A 16112-nucleotide genomic window follows, 5' to 3' on the forward strand; every position below is an offset into this window, starting at 1 on the left:
TGACATATAACAGAAAGCCTAGTTTGATGGTCTGAATTAACCAAAAGCTAACTTTCTGGTTTGAAATGTCCAATGTAGAGAAGTGTCTTGATACATCGACTTGGGATATTGTTGGCTTTTGCAACAATTGCATTACAGATCGCTGTTTTTTTACAGCCTTTATTGCCAGAGGAATATCAAATTTCCCCTGCATGTGAGACTGTTTTGCTTCTGTCTACCCAAATAAAACAAAAATTACATCTACATTCGGAACAAGTTTTACACACTGATCACCACAGTTTGCATCTAGATCAGCCTCAAGCAGATTCTCATTCTGATCAGCACCATCACGATCTTAATCACCAATGTCCTTTTTGTTTCTTTTATGGACACTTAGTTGCACCACCCACACTTGGGATTAAAGAAGTATTCGTGCGTGTACAAGTCCGATACTTGCATTTGTATCAAGTATTTATTGGTTTCTTCTTTTCACTACAACGTCTATTTCTCATCCCTCAAGGTCGAGCCCCGCCCTCCACGTTCTCAATGTATTCATTTATTTAATCAATTATTGAGAATGTGAGTTTATATATGCTTAATCATTTTTCTTTTGCTGATTTTCAGCAAGAGCGTGTTACACACACCCTTAAAAAAGCACTCTTTCACTCTGTTAATCAAAATATTTTGATCAGCGAAATGGAGGATTCATCATGGATTTAGGCTTAACGGCATTAGAACTGGCACGAATCCAGTTCGCTTTTACGGTTTCCTTTCATATTATTTTCCCTGCAACCTCGATTGGTCTCGCTTGTTTTCTCGCTGTACTAGAGTGGAAATGGCTTAGAAGTCACAATCCAATTTATCAAGATTTATATAAATATTGGTTAAAAATTTTCGCAGTCACATTTGGTATGGGTGTCGTTTCAGGTGTAGTCATGAGCTATCAGTTTGGCACTAACTGGAGTGAATTTTCTCGGATTGCGGGCAGTGTAACTGGCCCACTGTTAACCTATGAGGTGCTTTCTGCCTTTTTCCTAGAGGCAGGCTTTCTCGGCGTCATGCTATTTGGCTGGGGGCGTGTCAGTGAAAAGGCACACTTTTTTGCTACATTTATGGTTGCTGTAGGTACATGTATTTCAATGTTTTGGATCTTATCTTCAAATAGTTGGATGCAAACACCTCAAGGTTTCGCAATAGAAAATGGCATTATTGTGCCGACTGATTGGTTTGCCATCGTATTCAATCCTTCCTTCCCTTACCGATTTGCACATATGGCTGTTGCAGCCTTTTTAGTTTCAGCTTTGGTTGTTGCGGCCACTGCTGCTTGGCATCTATTACGTGGTCGTCGGGATGCTTTAGTTAAAAAATCATTTTCTATGGCGATGTGGATGATTCTATTTGCTGCACCTGCACAAGTTTTGATTGGAGATCATCACGGTTTAAATACTTTAAAGCATCAACCAGCGAAATTAGCTGCAATGGAAGGACATTGGGAAACCAATGTAGATGAAGCGATGCCTCTGTATTTATTTGGTATCCCTGATATGCAAGCTGAAACGACCAAATATGCAGTTGGGATTCCTTATCTAGGTAGTCTCATTTTAACTCACAGTCTAGATGGTCAAGTTAAAGGTCTTAAAGAGTTTGCACCAGAAGATCGTCCAAATTCGACTTTGGTATTTTGGAGTTTCCGTATCATGGTGGGTCTCGGCACACTCATGGTTTTACTCGCTTTGATTGGTCTTTTGCTTCGCAAGAAGCAACAGTTATTCGAGAAAAAGTGGTTCCATAAATTTGCATTAATCATGGGACCTACAGGCTATATCGCATTGTTAGCAGGATGGTTTACGACCGAGCTAGGTCGCCAACCATGGGTTGTTTATGGTGTGTTACGAACTAAAGATGCGCTGTCTAGCGTATCAGCTGATCAAGTCGGTATTACCCTGATTATTTTTGTCATTGTTTATACTGTTGTATTTGGTACAGGCATCTATTACATCTTCAAACTCATGCACAAAGGACCACAATTTATTCATACACCGATAGAGGAACAAGGTGGTGTTGGTCATTTTAAAACACCAATGCGCCCACTCAGTGCTGTAGATGAACGTCTTGAATCCAATGATCATGAGAAAGGAGAATAAGCATGGATATTTCACTAATTTGGGCAATGATTATTGCATTAGGTGTTTTGATATATGTTGTTCTAGATGGTTTTGATCTTGGCATCGGTATTTTATTTCCCTTTATTCAGGATCAACAAGAACGTGATGTCATGATGAATACGGTTGCACCTGTTTGGGATGGCAATGAAACATGGATGGTATTAGGAGGAGCAGGTCTTTTTGCTGCCTTCCCAATCGTTTATGCCACTGTGCTTTCTGCCTTATATATGCCGATTACGCTCATGGTGATTGCCCTTATTTTTAGGGGTGTCGCTTTTGAGTTTAGATTTAAAGCCAATCGGACCAAAGCACTCTGGGACTTGGCATTCATCGGAGGCTCCACGATTGCTAGTTTTCTCCAAGGAATGATTTTAGGTGCATATATTCAGGGCTTAAAAACTGAAAATGGAATCTACGTTGGTGGAAGTTTCGACTGGTTTACCCCATTTTCTATGTTTACAGGGCTAGGTGTGGTGGTGATGTATGCTGCATTAGGCTGTGGTTGGTTAATTTTAAAAACTGACGATGGTCTACAAGCGAAAATGTATGAGCTGATGCCAAAATTAATTATTGCTCTATTCATTATTTTTGCTGCTGTCAGTTTATATACACCTTATAGCCAACCTGCAATTGCAGCGAAATGGTTTACTGTGCCACAACTGATTTATTTTAGCCCTGTTCCAATCTTGGTGATTATTTTTACTGTATTAACTTGGCGGGCTTGCCTAAACCGAAATGAACATAAGCCTTTTCTCTACACACTAGTGCTCATGTTCCTTGCCTACTCAGGCTTTGTGATTACTTTATGGCCCAACATCATTCCCCCATCAGTTACGATTTGGGAAGCTGCTGCGCCACGAAATAGTCAAATGTTTACATTAATTGGTGCTGTCGTGATGATTCCTATCATTTTGGCATACACCTTTTGGGGTTACTGGATTTTTAGAGATAAAGTTCGTGTTGGTGACCAAGGCTATCATTGAGGTTAAATCAAATGAAATCTTCACAAGTAAAATGGTTTATTGGGCTTTGGTTTGTTGGCTTCTTAGGTCTAGCTTTGATCGCAGGCATATTTAAGGCTTTGCTCATGCTGGCTTATTCTTAATCCAATGTTTTGATGTTTGGCTACACAGTTAGCCAAGCATCTTTATATCTATTTAAATAACATAATTTTTGATCATTCTTTAAAGAAATAGCCATTATTATTTGCCATTTTTTAAGCATTTAAGCTATGTTGAATAAAAATGATGTAGGTAAAGAATATGACTATTTTAGAATTATTAGAAATTAAACATCCCATTTTTATTTCACCAATGGCAGGTGTTTCCACACCTGAACTTGCAGCGGAGGTGTCTAACCAAGGTGCTCTTGGTGCTCTTGGGTTAGGTGCAAACACACCTGAAGCAGCTAAAGAACAGATTATTAAAACTCAATCATTAACTGATAAACCTTTTCAGGTGAACTTCTTTTGTCATCAATCTGAACAGCTTGATCAAGATGTAGCACAACAATGGATCAACTACCTACGCCCTCATTTTGAGAAATTTGATGCACAACCACCCCGACAACTGAATTGTATATATCCTAGCTTTTTAGACAGCGATGATTATTTGGATATTGTTTTACAAACCCAACCCAAAGCTGTCAGTTTCCATTTCGGCATTCCCAAAGCTCATCAAATTTCTGCACTAAAACAAGCAGGCATTATCACCATGGTTTCTGCAACAAATTTAATTGAAGCCCAAGCCATTGAAGCTGCTGGTATAGATTTGATCATCGCTCAAGGTATAGAAGCTGGAGGACATCGCGGTATTTTTAATCAAGAATTTGATGCAGCTATTAAAACTTTTGACTTGGTGAGCTTAATTTCAAAACATTGCAAAATACCTGTGATTGCTGCAGGTGGTATTATGAATGGTGATCAAGCTAAACAGATGATGAAAGCGGGAGCTGTAGCTGTTCAACTTGGAACCGCATTTGTTCAATGTAAAAGTTCAAGTGCAAATGCGGCTTATCGAAAAGCATTGTTTAGTCAAAAAATCACCCAGATCAGTGCGAGTTTATCTGGTCGCCCTGCACGTGGCTTATTGGGCACATGGCATACAGAAATTGACTCACCACAGCGACCAAAAGTTCCAGCCTACCCATACACTTATGATCTAACCAAACAACTGATGGCTATTGCCAACAAACAACAAGAATTTGGCTACAATGCATTTTGGGCAGGTAGTAATGTTGCACAAATTCGTGAACTTGAAGCAGCTGATCTCATTAACCAATTGGTTTTAGAAATGAAATCATATTAAGTACTGATCAAGGCAGAATTAAAAAACCGATCTATTGAAGATCGGTTTTTTAATGCTTATTTAATCAAGTCTAACAATGTGTGTTGAGCATTATGTAGCTCCTCACCTTCCGCAGGTTTAGCGCGCTCCCAAACACCATCACCTTGCAATAACCATGCTTGCTGATTATCTTTCAGATAGTTAAGCAGACCTTGTTGATAAATACGTTTTTTCAATGCAGGGTCTTCAATTGGGAAACAAGCTTCAACACGGTTGAATAAATTACGATCCATCCAGTCTGCACTCGAACAATAAATACGTGGATTTCCATTATTGCTAAAGTAATAAACACGGGTATGTTCTAAGAAACGCCCAACGATCGAACGGACACGAATATTTTCTGACAAGTTCGGTAAACCAGGACGTAAACAGCAAATCGAACGAATAATTAAATCAATCTGAACACCCGCTTGAGATGCCTCATACAATTTATTGATCAATTGAACTTCAGTTAAAGCATTTACTTTGACGATGATTTGAGCTGGCTTACCTGCTTTTGCATTAGCAATTTCATCATCAATATAGTTAATCAATTGAGCATGTAAAGTAAATGGAGCATGCAAGAGCTTCTTCGGCTTCGCCATTTTGCCCATGCCAGTTAACTCTTGGAATATGCGATGTACGTCTTCACATAAATCTTTGTCTGTCGTCATCAAACCATAGTCCGTATAGATACGGGCATTGGTTGCATGGTAATTACCAGTACCCAAATGAACATAACGGACTAGTTTATTATTCTCACGACGCACAACTAAGATCATTTTGGCATGTGTTTTATAGCCTACGATGCCGTATACAACGACCGCACCTGCTTCTTGCAAAACGTTTGCAACCTCGATGTTTGACTCTTCATCAAAACGAGCCCGCAATTCAATTACTGCTGTGACTTCTTTGCCATTACGTGCAGCTTCAGCAAGTACCTGAACAATTTCAGAATCAGCACCACTTCGATATAAAGTCTGCTTAATTGCAAGCACTTGTGGATCACGTGCTGCTTCACGTAATAATTGAATTACAGGTGCAAAAGATTCGAATGGATGATGCAGCAAAATATCTTGCTTTTGCATCGCAGAAAACACACTTTCAGATTTCTTGAATGCTTTTGGAATAATTGGTGTGTGGGAATCATATCGTAAATGCGGACGTTTAAAATTAGACAACAAACGCGCCAAATTTACAGGCCCATCTACACGATAAAGTTGTTCTTCATTTAGATCAAATTCATCTAACAAATATTCATAGATGTGTTTTGGACAATTATGAGTTACTTCTAAACGTACAGCACGACCAAAACGACGAGAACTTAACTCACCTTTTAAGGCCTTCGCTAAGTCTTCAACATCTTCATTAAGTGCTAAATCGGCATTACGTGTTACACGGAACTGATAACAACCCGTCGCTGTCATACCAGGGAATAAATCAGATACATGCTCATGAATAATCGCAGATAGCATGACATGATGTTCTTTTCCACCTGTCAGTTCATCAGGTAAACGAACCACACGCGGTAATGAGCGCGGTGCAGGGACTACAGCTAGATCAATTTGACGACCAAAAGCATCTTTACCTTCCAAGGTTACGATAAAGTTTAGACTTTTATTCACTAAACGAGGAAATGGATGCGCTGGATCAAGACTAATTGGCGTTAAGACAGGAGCGACTTGCTCTTGAAAATACTTTTTAATCCATGCTGACTGTGCAGGTGTCAACTCACCACGGCGTAGGAAACAAATGTCTTCTTCACGCAACTTAGGCAAGATTTGCTCGTTTAGAATTCGATATTGTCGTTCAATTGCAGCATGAGCAGTCACAGAGATTTGATCTAAAACTTGCTTTGGAGTTAAGCCATCTGGTGTGCGACTTTCATTGCCCAGAGTTAACTGCTCCATCATGCCTGCAACACGAATTTCAAAAAACTCATCTAAATTGCGGGAAAAGATCAGTAAGAAATTCATACGTTCCAATAACGGATGAAGTGGGTCGACAGCCTGTTCCAAGACACGTAAATGGAAATCGAGGATGGATAATTCGCGATTAATATAACGATCGTTGTAACTATATTCTATTGGCGTTGTTGTCGTCACTGCCGTATTCATACTGAACCTTGTTATTTATGCATTCATCTACTGATAATTTAAGTATGCTGCAAATTTATGTCAATTTGGTAAAAAAGCCCAAAAATATTGAGCTTTTTTAATCGATCGGATTATTCTGGAAGCTGTGTTCCGTTCATGTATCTCAATATGACGCGTTTGCGATATTGCAACTTACGGTCATTACGATGATCTTGATAATACTTAGGATTTGGTAACAACGCTGCTAAAAATGCGGCTTGTTCACGTGTTAAGCTTTTTGAACTTTTCCCATAATAATATTGTGTTGCAGCTTCAACCCCATAAATATTTTCACCAAATTCTACAGAGTTCATATATACCTCTAAAATTCGGCGCTTTGACCACATCCGCTCCATCATCCAAGTTGCAACTGCTTCCTGTCCTTTGCGAATAAACGAACGTTGGTTGTATAAAAATAGGTTTTTTGCCAATTGTTGCGAAATTGTTGATCCACCTGCAACCACTTCACCCTTCTCATTATTACGTTCTAAAGCATGTTGGATACCTGCCCAATCGAATCCATGATGATGGACAAACTTCGCATCTTCGGCTGCAAGAATTGCGTGCTTAAAGTTGTCACTAATCTCATCATAATCTCGCCAATCTTGCTGAATTGGCTTCATATCAGACCAATAGTCCAACCGCATAAACATTGTGGTTTCAACTGGATTGGTTCTCCACCAAACTAAACTTGCAAAGATCCAAAGTTGGATGAGAAGTATCACTCCAATAATCAACATTACTGCACGTGCTAAAAAGGCTTTCATTAAAGTGCATCACTCCTAGGGCAACGAATTCATGCTAAGCTGTTTTTTATATTGATGAATAGCTTAGACACATATGACTGACATGACACCACCACAAATCAATCAAAAGTTGAGAATCCATACATGGTGGTTTACCGCATTACTTATTGCCGTCAATGTCAGTTTATTTGGTTGGCAAATTCTTTCAGGTGTGAATATTACCGACCCTTCACCTCTAGATGCAATTGCTTGGGGTGCAGATTTTACACCACTTACATTCTTATCTCAGCCTGAGCGCCTATTCACTAGCATGTTTTTCCATTTTGGACTCATCCATCTGATGCTAAACATGTGGGCGCTTTATATTTTTGGCAGTGTAGCTGAACAACTATTTGGCCGTTCTTATTATATAGGTATGTATTTTATTGCTGGTTTAATGGGAAGTGTATTATCGAGTTATCTCTCGATTCGAGATGCATATGAATTGCTACAAAACTTTGATGCTGCATTATTGCCGCGTATTAGCGCAGGTGCATCAGGTGCGGTTATGGGACTCGGTGCTGCATTGACTGTAATTTCATTATTGCCTCAACTCGCAAATCAACGTTTTATTCTAGATAAAAAATCATTACTCATGATTATGGCAATCAACCTTGTATTTGGTTTCACCGTATCTGGCATCAACAATGCCGCACATATCGGTGGCATGTTGATGGGTGGTTTGTTAGCGGGCTTATGGTATCTGTCTCAAAAAACACAACGAACGAGTCTATTCCAATTTATAGCACTGCTTGTTGCAGTCTCGACTTTAAGCATCTTTTATTGGTATTGCACCCGACTCAGCACAGAACTCACTCCTTTGTGGACTGAGATTCTGCGCCAAAATCAGATCAGTTTTTAAGACTGATTAATTTCTCTTAAACTTTGCAAAGGTGGTATATCACAGAGATAGCTTAAGCGATAACGACCTATCAATGTACATACCACCATCATCGTCAAAGGAAGAATAATCCAGATTTCTGGATGCCATTGAATAGACATTTGCATTTTATAGCTAGCGATAGCACTGATCACCTCAGCAAAAAGACACGCCACAACACCTGAGACTAATCCAATAAAACCGATTTCTAAACTCAACATGCGTTTTAATCGATTCTTAGCGATCCCAAATGATCTTAACAGAGCCACTTCTCGACGACGTTCATCCATCAATACATTTAAGCACGCAATCAAGACTAAAATGCCTGACAAACCAACCAACATTGCAAGTACTGTCACGATCTGAACCAACACAGTCATCAAACGTTTCACTTCATCTAGAACACGTCCAACATCAATAAAAACAGTATTTGAAAATTGCTGAATCAACTCAACCATTTTTGCCTGATCAGTTGGCGGAACATAAAAACTACCTAAATAACTTCCAGCATTTTCATCCATCGTTTTAGGTGAAAAAATGAAAAAGAAATTGGGGCTAAAACTTTCCCATTCTACGGAGCGTAAATTAATCACGGTTGCATTCAAGCTTCCTTCAGGCAGACTAAAGCTCAGTTGATCGCCAATCTTGATTCCAAGTTCACTCGCCAATTTTTCTTCAACAGAAACTTGCCCAGTTTGAGTAAATGCTGAACGTCCTTGAGTAATCACATTATCTTTAGGGTACTCAGAGGACTGCGTAAGATTTAATTCACGACGTAATGAGTTATTTTCTTTGATCAATTCTGGAGAGAAAGCTTCACCATTTTTTGAAATCAATCGACCTCGAATATTTGGATACAACGGCGTTGAACTCCAATGATTCTGTTCCAACGATTGTTTCAACAATGGCATGTCAAATGGGGGCAGACCATACACAAATTGATTAGGTGTTCCCTCTGGAAGTTGTTGTTGCCAGCGCTCAAGTAAGTCTGTTCTCAATACACTAAGTACCGTAATTAAACTTAATCCCAGTGCAAGTGCCGTAATTTGCAATGCAGTTTGATGCGGTATCCGAACATAGGCAGATAATGGGTGCTTTAATTGTTTGATCAATTTGAGAAGCAACCAAATAACAGCATATAAGACTCCACATAGCACAAGAATGGCAGCGAGAACCATTAGGCTTAGTTGTAAATTATCACTAAGAACTAAACTGAAAATCATTAAACTGATCGTGCCAATAGCAAACATGGCTATATAGGATTTGCGTGAACGTTCTTGTTGACGAATTACCCGTATTGGTGGCGTATTTAATAACTCCCAAATACTTGGCAGAATAAAACCAATCAAAACCATTACACTGGTGAAAATAGCAATCGGTAATGCCATCAGGATATCAAATACAGCAAAACTAACTTGTAGTTGCGGAATGAGCTGCAACATCAATTGCAATAATCCATAGCCTAATGCGATGCCAATCAGGCTTCCTAATACGATGGAAATAGCACTTACCAAGGCTAACAAGCCTAAATAAGCAATCAATATCTGTTTCTTACTTGAACCCAAACACCGCATCAAAGCAATATGATCTTGGTTTTGTTGTACATAGCGTTGACTCGTTAGAGCAATCGCAATCCCACAAAGCAAAATAGTAAGTAAATTGGCGAGCTGTAGGAATGTATCCAAATTCTCGATTGGTTTCATTAATCGTGTATTGGACTGACTAGCATCACGTAATCGAAGTGAAGTTTGTTCCGAATTTTCTACAGATGAATTTGCATTCGGAGAGGTTTCATCCTCTTGATGCGTTTGCTGCTTATAAATCGTTTTGAATGCATTTACTTGTTCTAGCTGACCCGCCATCAATAAACGATATTCAATCCGACTCCCTACTTGTATGGCATTTGTCTTCGCAATATCCGCCTGATGAATAATAACTGTTGGTGAAAATCCAGAGAAACCTAATTCTTGATTTGAATCATGTTCAATCACGCCTGTGAAAGTAAATGTTCCATCTGCAATTGCAACTTGTTCACCTAATTTAACTTTGAGTAAATCAACTGCCCGTGGGCTTAACCAGACTTGATTTGGTTGTATTGATTTGGCTTGAGGTTCAATTTCTAACTTGCCTCGTAGAGGAAATTGATCATTGACCGCTTTGACATTAACCATGACAAATTGATCTTGGGTATGTGCCATAGAACCAAATACAGTGACTGGAGAATGCTTCAAGTTCAGCTTATTCGCATGCTCTATCCAACTGGACTGAATCGGATGACTGTCCGACAACACCAGATCAGCTCCAAGCATTTCAGCTGCTTGTAAGGTCACAGCATTTTGTACTTGAGTGTTGCTAAATTTCAAAGCTGTTGTCGCACTGATCGCCAATGAAAGTGCAATAATCAGTAAATACAAACCACCCGTTCGAAAACTTTGTATCAGTAAGGGCTTTAAAATAGAACTCATATTGCCCCTCCTGATCGAACAATCTCCTGAATCTGACCATCGATGAGTTTGACATGACGTTGACAAAGTTCAGCTAAGTTTTGATCATGCGTGACTAGAACCAATGTTGTTCCCAACTCTTTGTTTAAATCAAAAAGTAATTGTTCAATCTCTTCTGCAGTTTGCCCATCTAAATTACCTGTGGGTTCATCTGCAAAAATTAATTTAGGTTCAGCAATCAAGGCACGTGCAATAGCGACACGCTGTTGCTCACCACCAGATAAAACTTTGGGTGTTTGATGGGCCTGTCGAATCAAACCAACACGCTCTAACCATGCCAACGCTTTTTTCTCAGCATCTTTAAATTGGAAGTCTGGCTGTAAACGCATCGGCAGCATGACATTTTCTAAAGCACTCAACTGTGGAAGAAGTTGAAATGACTGAAATACAAACCCAATATTTTCTAAACGAACTTGTGCTCGCTGCTCCTCTGTTAGCTGATGTACAGCTTGACCACAAACCGTCAATTCACCACTACTAGGACGATCCAAAGTCGCTAAAATCCCCAACAATGTTGACTTTCCTGAACCTGAACGTCCCGTAATTGCAATCTGTTCTCCCTGATAAATTTCCAAATCAATTTCTTTTAAAATCGTTAAATTTTGCTGATTAATTTGAATGGTTTGTGTAACTTTTCGAGCAGAAATAATCGGTTGTGGCATGATGTCACGTATCCTTTAGAACAAATTTTAAGTGCTATGCAAATATCTAAAGTTATCTTGTTCGTTTCTAAAACACTGGGAGCGCTTGCAATATGTGTATTCCCGACAATCGTTTCAGCTAAGACTATATTGATTGTGGGAGATAGTCTGAGTGCAGGCTATGGAATAGATGTCAAACAAGGCTGGGTTAACTTATTACAACAACGGCTTGACCAACAGTATCCGAAAAAACACAAAGTGGTCAATGCAAGTGTAAGCGGTGAAACAACAAGCGGTGCACTTGCAAGAATGCCTAAGCTATTACAAACCTATAAGCCTGAAATTGTGGTGATTGAGCTAGGTGGTAATGATGGACTCCGAGGACACCCCCCTCAAATGATCCAACGTAATCTTGCTCAGTTGGTACAACTCAGTCAAAAACAAAAGGCAACAGTTTTACTGTTTGGTATGAAGATACCACCAAATTATGGAACGGCGTATAGCACAGCGTTTGAAAAAAATTATAAAGTTGTAAGCCAGCAATACAAAGTTAAGCTTTTACCTTTCTTTTTGGAGGGTGTAGCGGGTAATAAAAATCTTATTCAAAAAGATCAAATTCATCCAAATGCTAAGGCGCAACCGATCATGTTAAATTTAGCTTATCCATATATAAAAGGTGCCTTGTAGGCACCTTTTATAATTTAACAATCTATAACTTTATTTAGAAATCAAAAAAAGTCACTTCACCTGTCTCAAGTGAGTATTCCGCTCCTACCACGATCATTTTGCCTTTCTCGATTAAGCTTTCAAGTACAGCAGAACCATGACGCAACTGATTTACTGAAGCAAACACATTAGAACGTACAGCATGTGCCGATAACTTTTTCAAATCATCTTTCAATTCTGTTTGCATTAAGATTTCAACAGATGGGCGTACACGGTTTACGATCGACATTAAGTTGGAAGAAGGTGCTTGATCAGGATGCTTTAAAGTATCGATCGTTGCTTGAATTGCGCCACAGTGACTATGACCTAATACCACAACAACAGCACAATCATAACGTTCAGCAGCAAATTCAACGCTACCTACTTGAGAAGGTGCAACAATATTTCCTGCTACACGAATAACGAATAAATCACCTAAGCCTTGATCAAAAACCATCTCCGCTGGCACTCGAGAATCGGAACATCCTAAAACAATAGCAAAAGGGTTTTGTTCACTTGCCATTTCAGCACGTTCTTGGTGAGTGAGTTGCTTCTGTAGGGCGGCTTCCCCTTTCACAAAACGAGCATTACCAGCTTTTAAACGTTCTAGAGCTTCATGAGCGGTGAGCATGCTTAAATCCATCTATGATTGACATGAAAAAATAGTTTAATGTGAGGACGATAGATTGTCACTGACAAAAATAAAAACTCTCAAACATTTGGTGATCGATTTATCAAGAAAAATAAGGAAAAAATAATCATTTCATTGGCAATAATTTACAGACATCTGTTGAATATGCAAATGACTATGTTTGAAACTTCAACAATAATCGAGAGGTTTAAAAATAAATCAAGGACAGAAAAATCATGATGAATAGAAGCTTTTCCACACCAATCCGAAAAACACTGACGGCTATCGCTTTCAGTTGCGGTCTTGCTGCAACCATGACAACAACGATGACTCAAGCCGCTGAAATCGAAATGAGTTTCCAAAATGTATTACAACAGGAACGTGCTTGGGCTGGGTTACAAAGTAAAACGCTTAAAGTTGGTGACATTACATGGTCTTATAGTGAAGGTGGTCAAGTCGGTAAACCGATTGTTGTACTTATTCATGGCTTGGCTGGTAGTCGTGATAACTGGAATCGTGTCGCGAATGCATTAACAGGCAACTATCATGTGATCATTCCAGATTTACCTGCTAGTGGCGAAACCCAAGTTCCGAAAGAATTTGATTATTCTGTACCTAATGTCACAGAAAAATTACGCCGTTTTATTGAGGCTGCAAACTTAACAGGACCTGCTCATATTGCAGGACACTCTCTAGGTGGCTCTATTGCGATGCTTTATGCGGGTCAATATCCATTTGAAACCAAGAGTTTATTTTTAGTTGATGCGGCTGGTGTCTACAAAGCTGGAAATACACCTTACTTAAAAGATCCAAACCAAATCAGAAGTATGATCGTCAGTAAAAAAGGCGACTTTAATTTCTTAATGCAGCAAGCAATGCATAACCCGCCGTTTATTCCTAAAGAAATTGCCCAAGCACAAGAGAAGATGATGATTGGACAAATAGAACAAACTCAGAAAATGGTTGACCAAATCATTGCACTCAATAAATTATTTACACCAGACTCATTTGCCTTACTTGCTAAATCAATTGATGCACCAACACTGATTTTATGGGGCAAGCAAGATAAAATTATCAATGTTGAAGTCGCACCTGAGTTAAAATCACTTTTGAAAAACGCTCAAGCACCTGTCATCTTGGATAATGTCGGTCATATGCCGATCTTAGAAGCAGATCAGCTCGTCGTTCAACAATATCTACCGTTCTTGAGTAAAACCCAAGCCCAAAAGTCGGTGACTGCACCTACTCCTTAATCGTTTATTTAGAGTCTTTATGCTTAAACACCCAATGATAGAACAACTGATTGATGCTCAACTGGACTTTTTAGATCAACAGTTTTCGCAATCAGAAACAATTCAACAAGAGTTCTCGCAGTTCTATCATTGGATACGTTTACAACAACTACAACATATTTGGTCTTTTGAACAAATTTATACCTTAATTGAAAAACAGATCTTAAATACACCTGCTAGTTCATTTTTAGTTGAACAAATTGCCGAGCACATTCGATTTGCACTTATTCATCCTTTAAATGATGAAACAACCATCGAAGAAATTATTCCTGTTTTAACGATCGATACGATTGCTCAATACGTTGCAAGTAAAAGTGGACATCGCCAACGCTTAATTAAAACGATTGTAAATAATCCTGCATTTTCTGCTCTGATTACTCAACTTATTCAACACTCTATTCAAGATTATTTGGATAATTCAGTGATGTCTAAACGTGTCCCAGGCGTTGGTCATTTCATGAAAATGGGGAAATCTGTATTAGAGACTGTGACTGACTCTAATCTAAATGACACAGTCAGCCATTATTTACAGAAGAATATTCTTAAAATTAGCCAAATGAGTGAGCGTGTACTCAATCAGCATTTTAATGATGAAAAGCTATACCATTTCCAAGCTAATATTTGGCACAAAACTAAAGTTATGCCTATTTCCGTGTTAAAAAACTATGTTGAAGTTCAAGATCTAACGCAAACTGTTGGTATGGGACATGAGATCTGGGATCATCTTCGTCAGACACCCTATATGAAACAACAAGTACATGATGGTGTTTACGCATGGTATGCACGCAATCAGGAGCGTACGTTTGATCAACTCCTTCGAGATCTCAATATTAATGAGAGTTTGATTCAAAATGAATTAAGTCTTTTATTAACACCAGTGTTAAAGCGTTTGATTGACACTGGTTATTTAAGACAACGCGCACGTATTCATTTAGAGAAATTTTATTATTCTGACCAAGTAATGAACATCCTCAATCATGAACAAGGCGCCTAAACGCCTTGTTTTTTATCATTTAAAGTTAGAAACTATATGTAAGTCCTAAATTGTAACGACGACCATCCAACACATAACTATAAGTTTCTGTATCTATTTCCTTATCTAGCAAATTATATACCCCTGCGGCAATTGCGACATTTTGCGTAGGTTTATAATTGACACCAACATCAACCATGGTATAGGCAGGCTTACCTTTGGCCATCGCTGTTCGACTTAAATAGTCAGATGTTTTACTGCGATAATTTAATCTTGCCCAACTAGAAAACTGATCCGATACTTCCCAATCCGCTGTTGTATTGAACATATGCTTAGGCATTTCATTTAAAGGCTTACCTTTATTGATACCACTCTTTTGTTCTGTATCTGTAAAGGTGTAATTCGCTGATACATTCACATTAGGCAACGCCTGCCAACCAAACGTCAGTTCAGCACCCCGCATATTGGCTTTATCCACGTTCTCACGTAAACTGACAAAGTCGAATTTTTCACCTAACCAATCACACTCTAAGGCACCAACATTTTCACCCTGACAGGTTCTAACTTCTGTAATTTTATCTTTGAAATCACTATTAAAAATAGTAAGTCCAGCAGTGAGATGATCTAAATTATCCCAGTTGAAAGACACCTCATAGTTAACACTTTTTTCAGGTTTTAGGTCTGGATTACCAACAATTACGCCCTTACTTTGACCACCACCTGTTGCTTGCCCCCACTCTGCTACCGTCGCACGAAGTGCAGGCGTTTTATATCCTGTAGACACGCCTCCTTTAATCACCCACTGATCATTTAAACCCCAAACGCCATAGATTTTTGGACTCCAATGATCACCAAACTTCTCATCTTCATCTAAACGTAATGATGTAGTCAGAGTGAAATCATCAACAATATTCCATGCATTTTCAGCAAACAATGCCCAACTATAACGATCTAAACTTGAGACAGGTTTTGCGCCTCCCACACTGAGTTGATTGCCTTGATCATCTAATTCTTCTTTTAAGTACATGCCACCAAAACTCAAACTATGACGATCAAAGTTAATCTTGTTAATCGTATTAAAAGTAGTATTGATGGCTT

General features: G+C 38.9%; 14 protein-coding genes. 8 read left to right on the forward strand and 6 right to left on the reverse strand.

Annotation, left to right across the window (positions count from 1 at the left end):
- The first annotated feature begins 87 nt into the window (after positions 1-87).
- The 4 genes from IRT38_RS13925 to IRT38_RS13940 all read left to right on the forward strand — a co-directional run bounded on the left by IRT38_RS13925 (position 88) and on the right by IRT38_RS13940 (position 4450).
- A complete protein-coding gene (locus IRT38_RS13925) occupies positions 88-543 on the forward strand; it encodes a DUF2946 domain-containing protein (protein ID WP_035338772.1) in 456 nt (151 codons plus the stop codon).
- Positions 544-689: 146 nt separating this feature from the next.
- The gene (locus IRT38_RS13930) at positions 690-2123 is read left to right on the forward strand and encodes a cytochrome ubiquinol oxidase subunit I (protein WP_194598031.1); all 1434 of its coding nucleotides are present in this window, start codon (positions 690-692) and stop codon (positions 2121-2123) included.
- 2 nt (positions 2124-2125) lie between these two features.
- Positions 2126-3127, forward strand: a complete 1002-nt coding sequence (gene cydB, locus IRT38_RS13935) for a cytochrome d ubiquinol oxidase subunit II (RefSeq protein ID WP_194598032.1) — start codon at positions 2126-2128, stop codon at positions 3125-3127.
- Between the two features lie 279 nt (positions 3128-3406).
- Positions 3407-4450, forward strand: coding sequence for an NAD(P)H-dependent flavin oxidoreductase (locus tag IRT38_RS13940; protein WP_168154183.1), 1044 nt, complete (start codon positions 3407-3409; stop codon positions 4448-4450).
- Between the two features lie 56 nt (positions 4451-4506).
- On the opposite strand, the gene ppk1 is transcribed toward IRT38_RS13940, so the two are convergent.
- Complete coding sequence (gene ppk1, locus IRT38_RS13945) at positions 4507-6585, reverse strand: polyphosphate kinase 1 (RefSeq protein ID WP_004912640.1); 2079 nt, start codon at positions 6583-6585, stop codon at positions 4507-4509.
- Positions 6586-6695: 110 nt separating this feature from the next.
- A complete protein-coding gene (gene mtgA / locus IRT38_RS13950; RefSeq protein WP_004912643.1) occupies positions 6696-7370 on the reverse strand; it encodes a monofunctional biosynthetic peptidoglycan transglycosylase in 675 nt (224 codons plus the stop codon).
- A 73-nt stretch (positions 7371-7443) separates the two neighbouring features.
- Here mtgA and IRT38_RS13955 point away from each other — a divergent pair, with 73 nt between their 5' ends.
- Positions 7444-8250: a rhomboid family intramembrane serine protease gene (locus IRT38_RS13955; RefSeq protein ID WP_194598033.1), complete on the forward strand. Its 807-nt coding sequence runs from the start codon at positions 7444-7446 to the stop codon at positions 8248-8250.
- Here the strand turns inward: IRT38_RS13955 and IRT38_RS13960 are convergent.
- Both IRT38_RS13960 and IRT38_RS13965 read right to left on the reverse strand, forming a co-directional pair.
- Positions 8247-10733, reverse strand: a complete 2487-nt coding sequence (locus IRT38_RS13960) for an ABC transporter permease (protein ID WP_194598034.1) — start codon at positions 10731-10733, stop codon at positions 8247-8249. The genes IRT38_RS13955 and IRT38_RS13960 overlap by 4 nt on opposite strands.
- Positions 10730-11434, reverse strand: coding sequence for an ABC transporter ATP-binding protein (locus IRT38_RS13965; RefSeq protein ID WP_194598035.1), 705 nt, complete (start codon positions 11432-11434; stop codon positions 10730-10732). The genes IRT38_RS13960 and IRT38_RS13965 overlap by 4 nt, the downstream gene beginning before the upstream one ends.
- A gap of 42 nt (positions 11435-11476) precedes the next feature.
- Between IRT38_RS13965 and IRT38_RS13970 the strand changes: the two genes are divergently transcribed.
- Entirely contained in the window at positions 11477-12100 is a 624-nt protein-coding gene (locus IRT38_RS13970) for an arylesterase (protein WP_194598039.1), read from the forward strand.
- 34 nt (positions 12101-12134) lie between these two features.
- Here IRT38_RS13970 and IRT38_RS13975 read toward each other — a convergent pair whose 3' ends face one another.
- Positions 12135-12749 (reverse strand): carbonic anhydrase, encoded by a 615-nt coding sequence (locus IRT38_RS13975; protein WP_004912657.1) that lies wholly within the window; start codon positions 12747-12749, stop codon positions 12135-12137.
- A gap of 236 nt (positions 12750-12985) precedes the next feature.
- On the opposite strand from IRT38_RS13975, the gene IRT38_RS13980 reads away from it, so the two are divergent.
- Both IRT38_RS13980 and IRT38_RS13985 read left to right on the forward strand, forming a co-directional pair.
- Positions 12986-14002, forward strand: coding sequence for an alpha/beta fold hydrolase (locus IRT38_RS13980; RefSeq protein WP_004912659.1), 1017 nt, complete (start codon positions 12986-12988; stop codon positions 14000-14002).
- Positions 14003-14021: 19 nt separating this feature from the next.
- Positions 14022-15035 carry a hypothetical protein gene (locus tag IRT38_RS13985; RefSeq protein ID WP_194598036.1) on the forward strand — a complete coding sequence of 338 codons (1014 nt, stop codon included), beginning with the start codon at positions 14022-14024 and terminating at the stop codon, positions 15033-15035.
- A gap of 25 nt (positions 15036-15060) precedes the next feature.
- Here IRT38_RS13985 and IRT38_RS13990 read toward each other — a convergent pair.
- Positions 15061-16112, reverse strand: a 1052-nt coding sequence (locus IRT38_RS13990; protein ID WP_194598037.1) for a TonB-dependent receptor domain-containing protein, incomplete at its 5' end; no start/stop codon positions are given.

Origin of the sequence: Acinetobacter sp. SK-43 (assembly GCF_015351505.1) — a bacterium.
GTDB classification, from domain to species: Bacteria; Pseudomonadota; Gammaproteobacteria; order Pseudomonadales; family Moraxellaceae; genus Acinetobacter; species Acinetobacter junii.

Excerpts from the sequence above, each read along its gene's own strand:
- IRT38_RS13955 (WP_194598033.1), top strand. The coding sequence starts at position 7,444 with ATGACTGACATGACACCACCACAAATCAATCAAAAGTTGAGAATCCAT.
- IRT38_RS13980 (WP_004912659.1), top strand. The coding sequence starts at position 12,986 with ATGATGAATAGAAGCTTTTCCACACCAATCCGAAAAACACTGACGGCT.
- IRT38_RS13965 (WP_194598035.1), bottom strand. The coding sequence starts at position 11,434 with ATGCCACAACCGATTATTTCTGCTCGAAAAGTTACACAAACCATTCAA.
- IRT38_RS13985 (WP_194598036.1), top strand. The coding sequence starts at position 14,022 with ATGCTTAAACACCCAATGATAGAACAACTGATTGATGCTCAACTGGAC.
- cydB (WP_194598032.1), top strand. The coding sequence starts at position 2,126 with ATGGATATTTCACTAATTTGGGCAATGATTATTGCATTAGGTGTTTTG.
- IRT38_RS13960 (WP_194598034.1), bottom strand. The coding sequence starts at position 10,733 with ATGAGTTCTATTTTAAAGCCCTTACTGATACAAAGTTTTCGAACGGGT.
- IRT38_RS13930 (WP_194598031.1), top strand. The coding sequence starts at position 690 with ATGGATTTAGGCTTAACGGCATTAGAACTGGCACGAATCCAGTTCGCT.
- IRT38_RS13940 (WP_168154183.1), top strand. The coding sequence starts at position 3,407 with ATGACTATTTTAGAATTATTAGAAATTAAACATCCCATTTTTATTTCA.
- mtgA (WP_004912643.1), bottom strand. The coding sequence starts at position 7,370 with ATGAAAGCCTTTTTAGCACGTGCAGTAATGTTGATTATTGGAGTGATA.
- IRT38_RS13975 (WP_004912657.1), bottom strand. The coding sequence starts at position 12,749 with ATGCTCACCGCTCATGAAGCTCTAGAACGTTTAAAAGCTGGTAATGCT.
- ppk1 (WP_004912640.1), bottom strand. The coding sequence starts at position 6,585 with ATGAATACGGCAGTGACGACAACAACGCCAATAGAATATAGTTACAAC.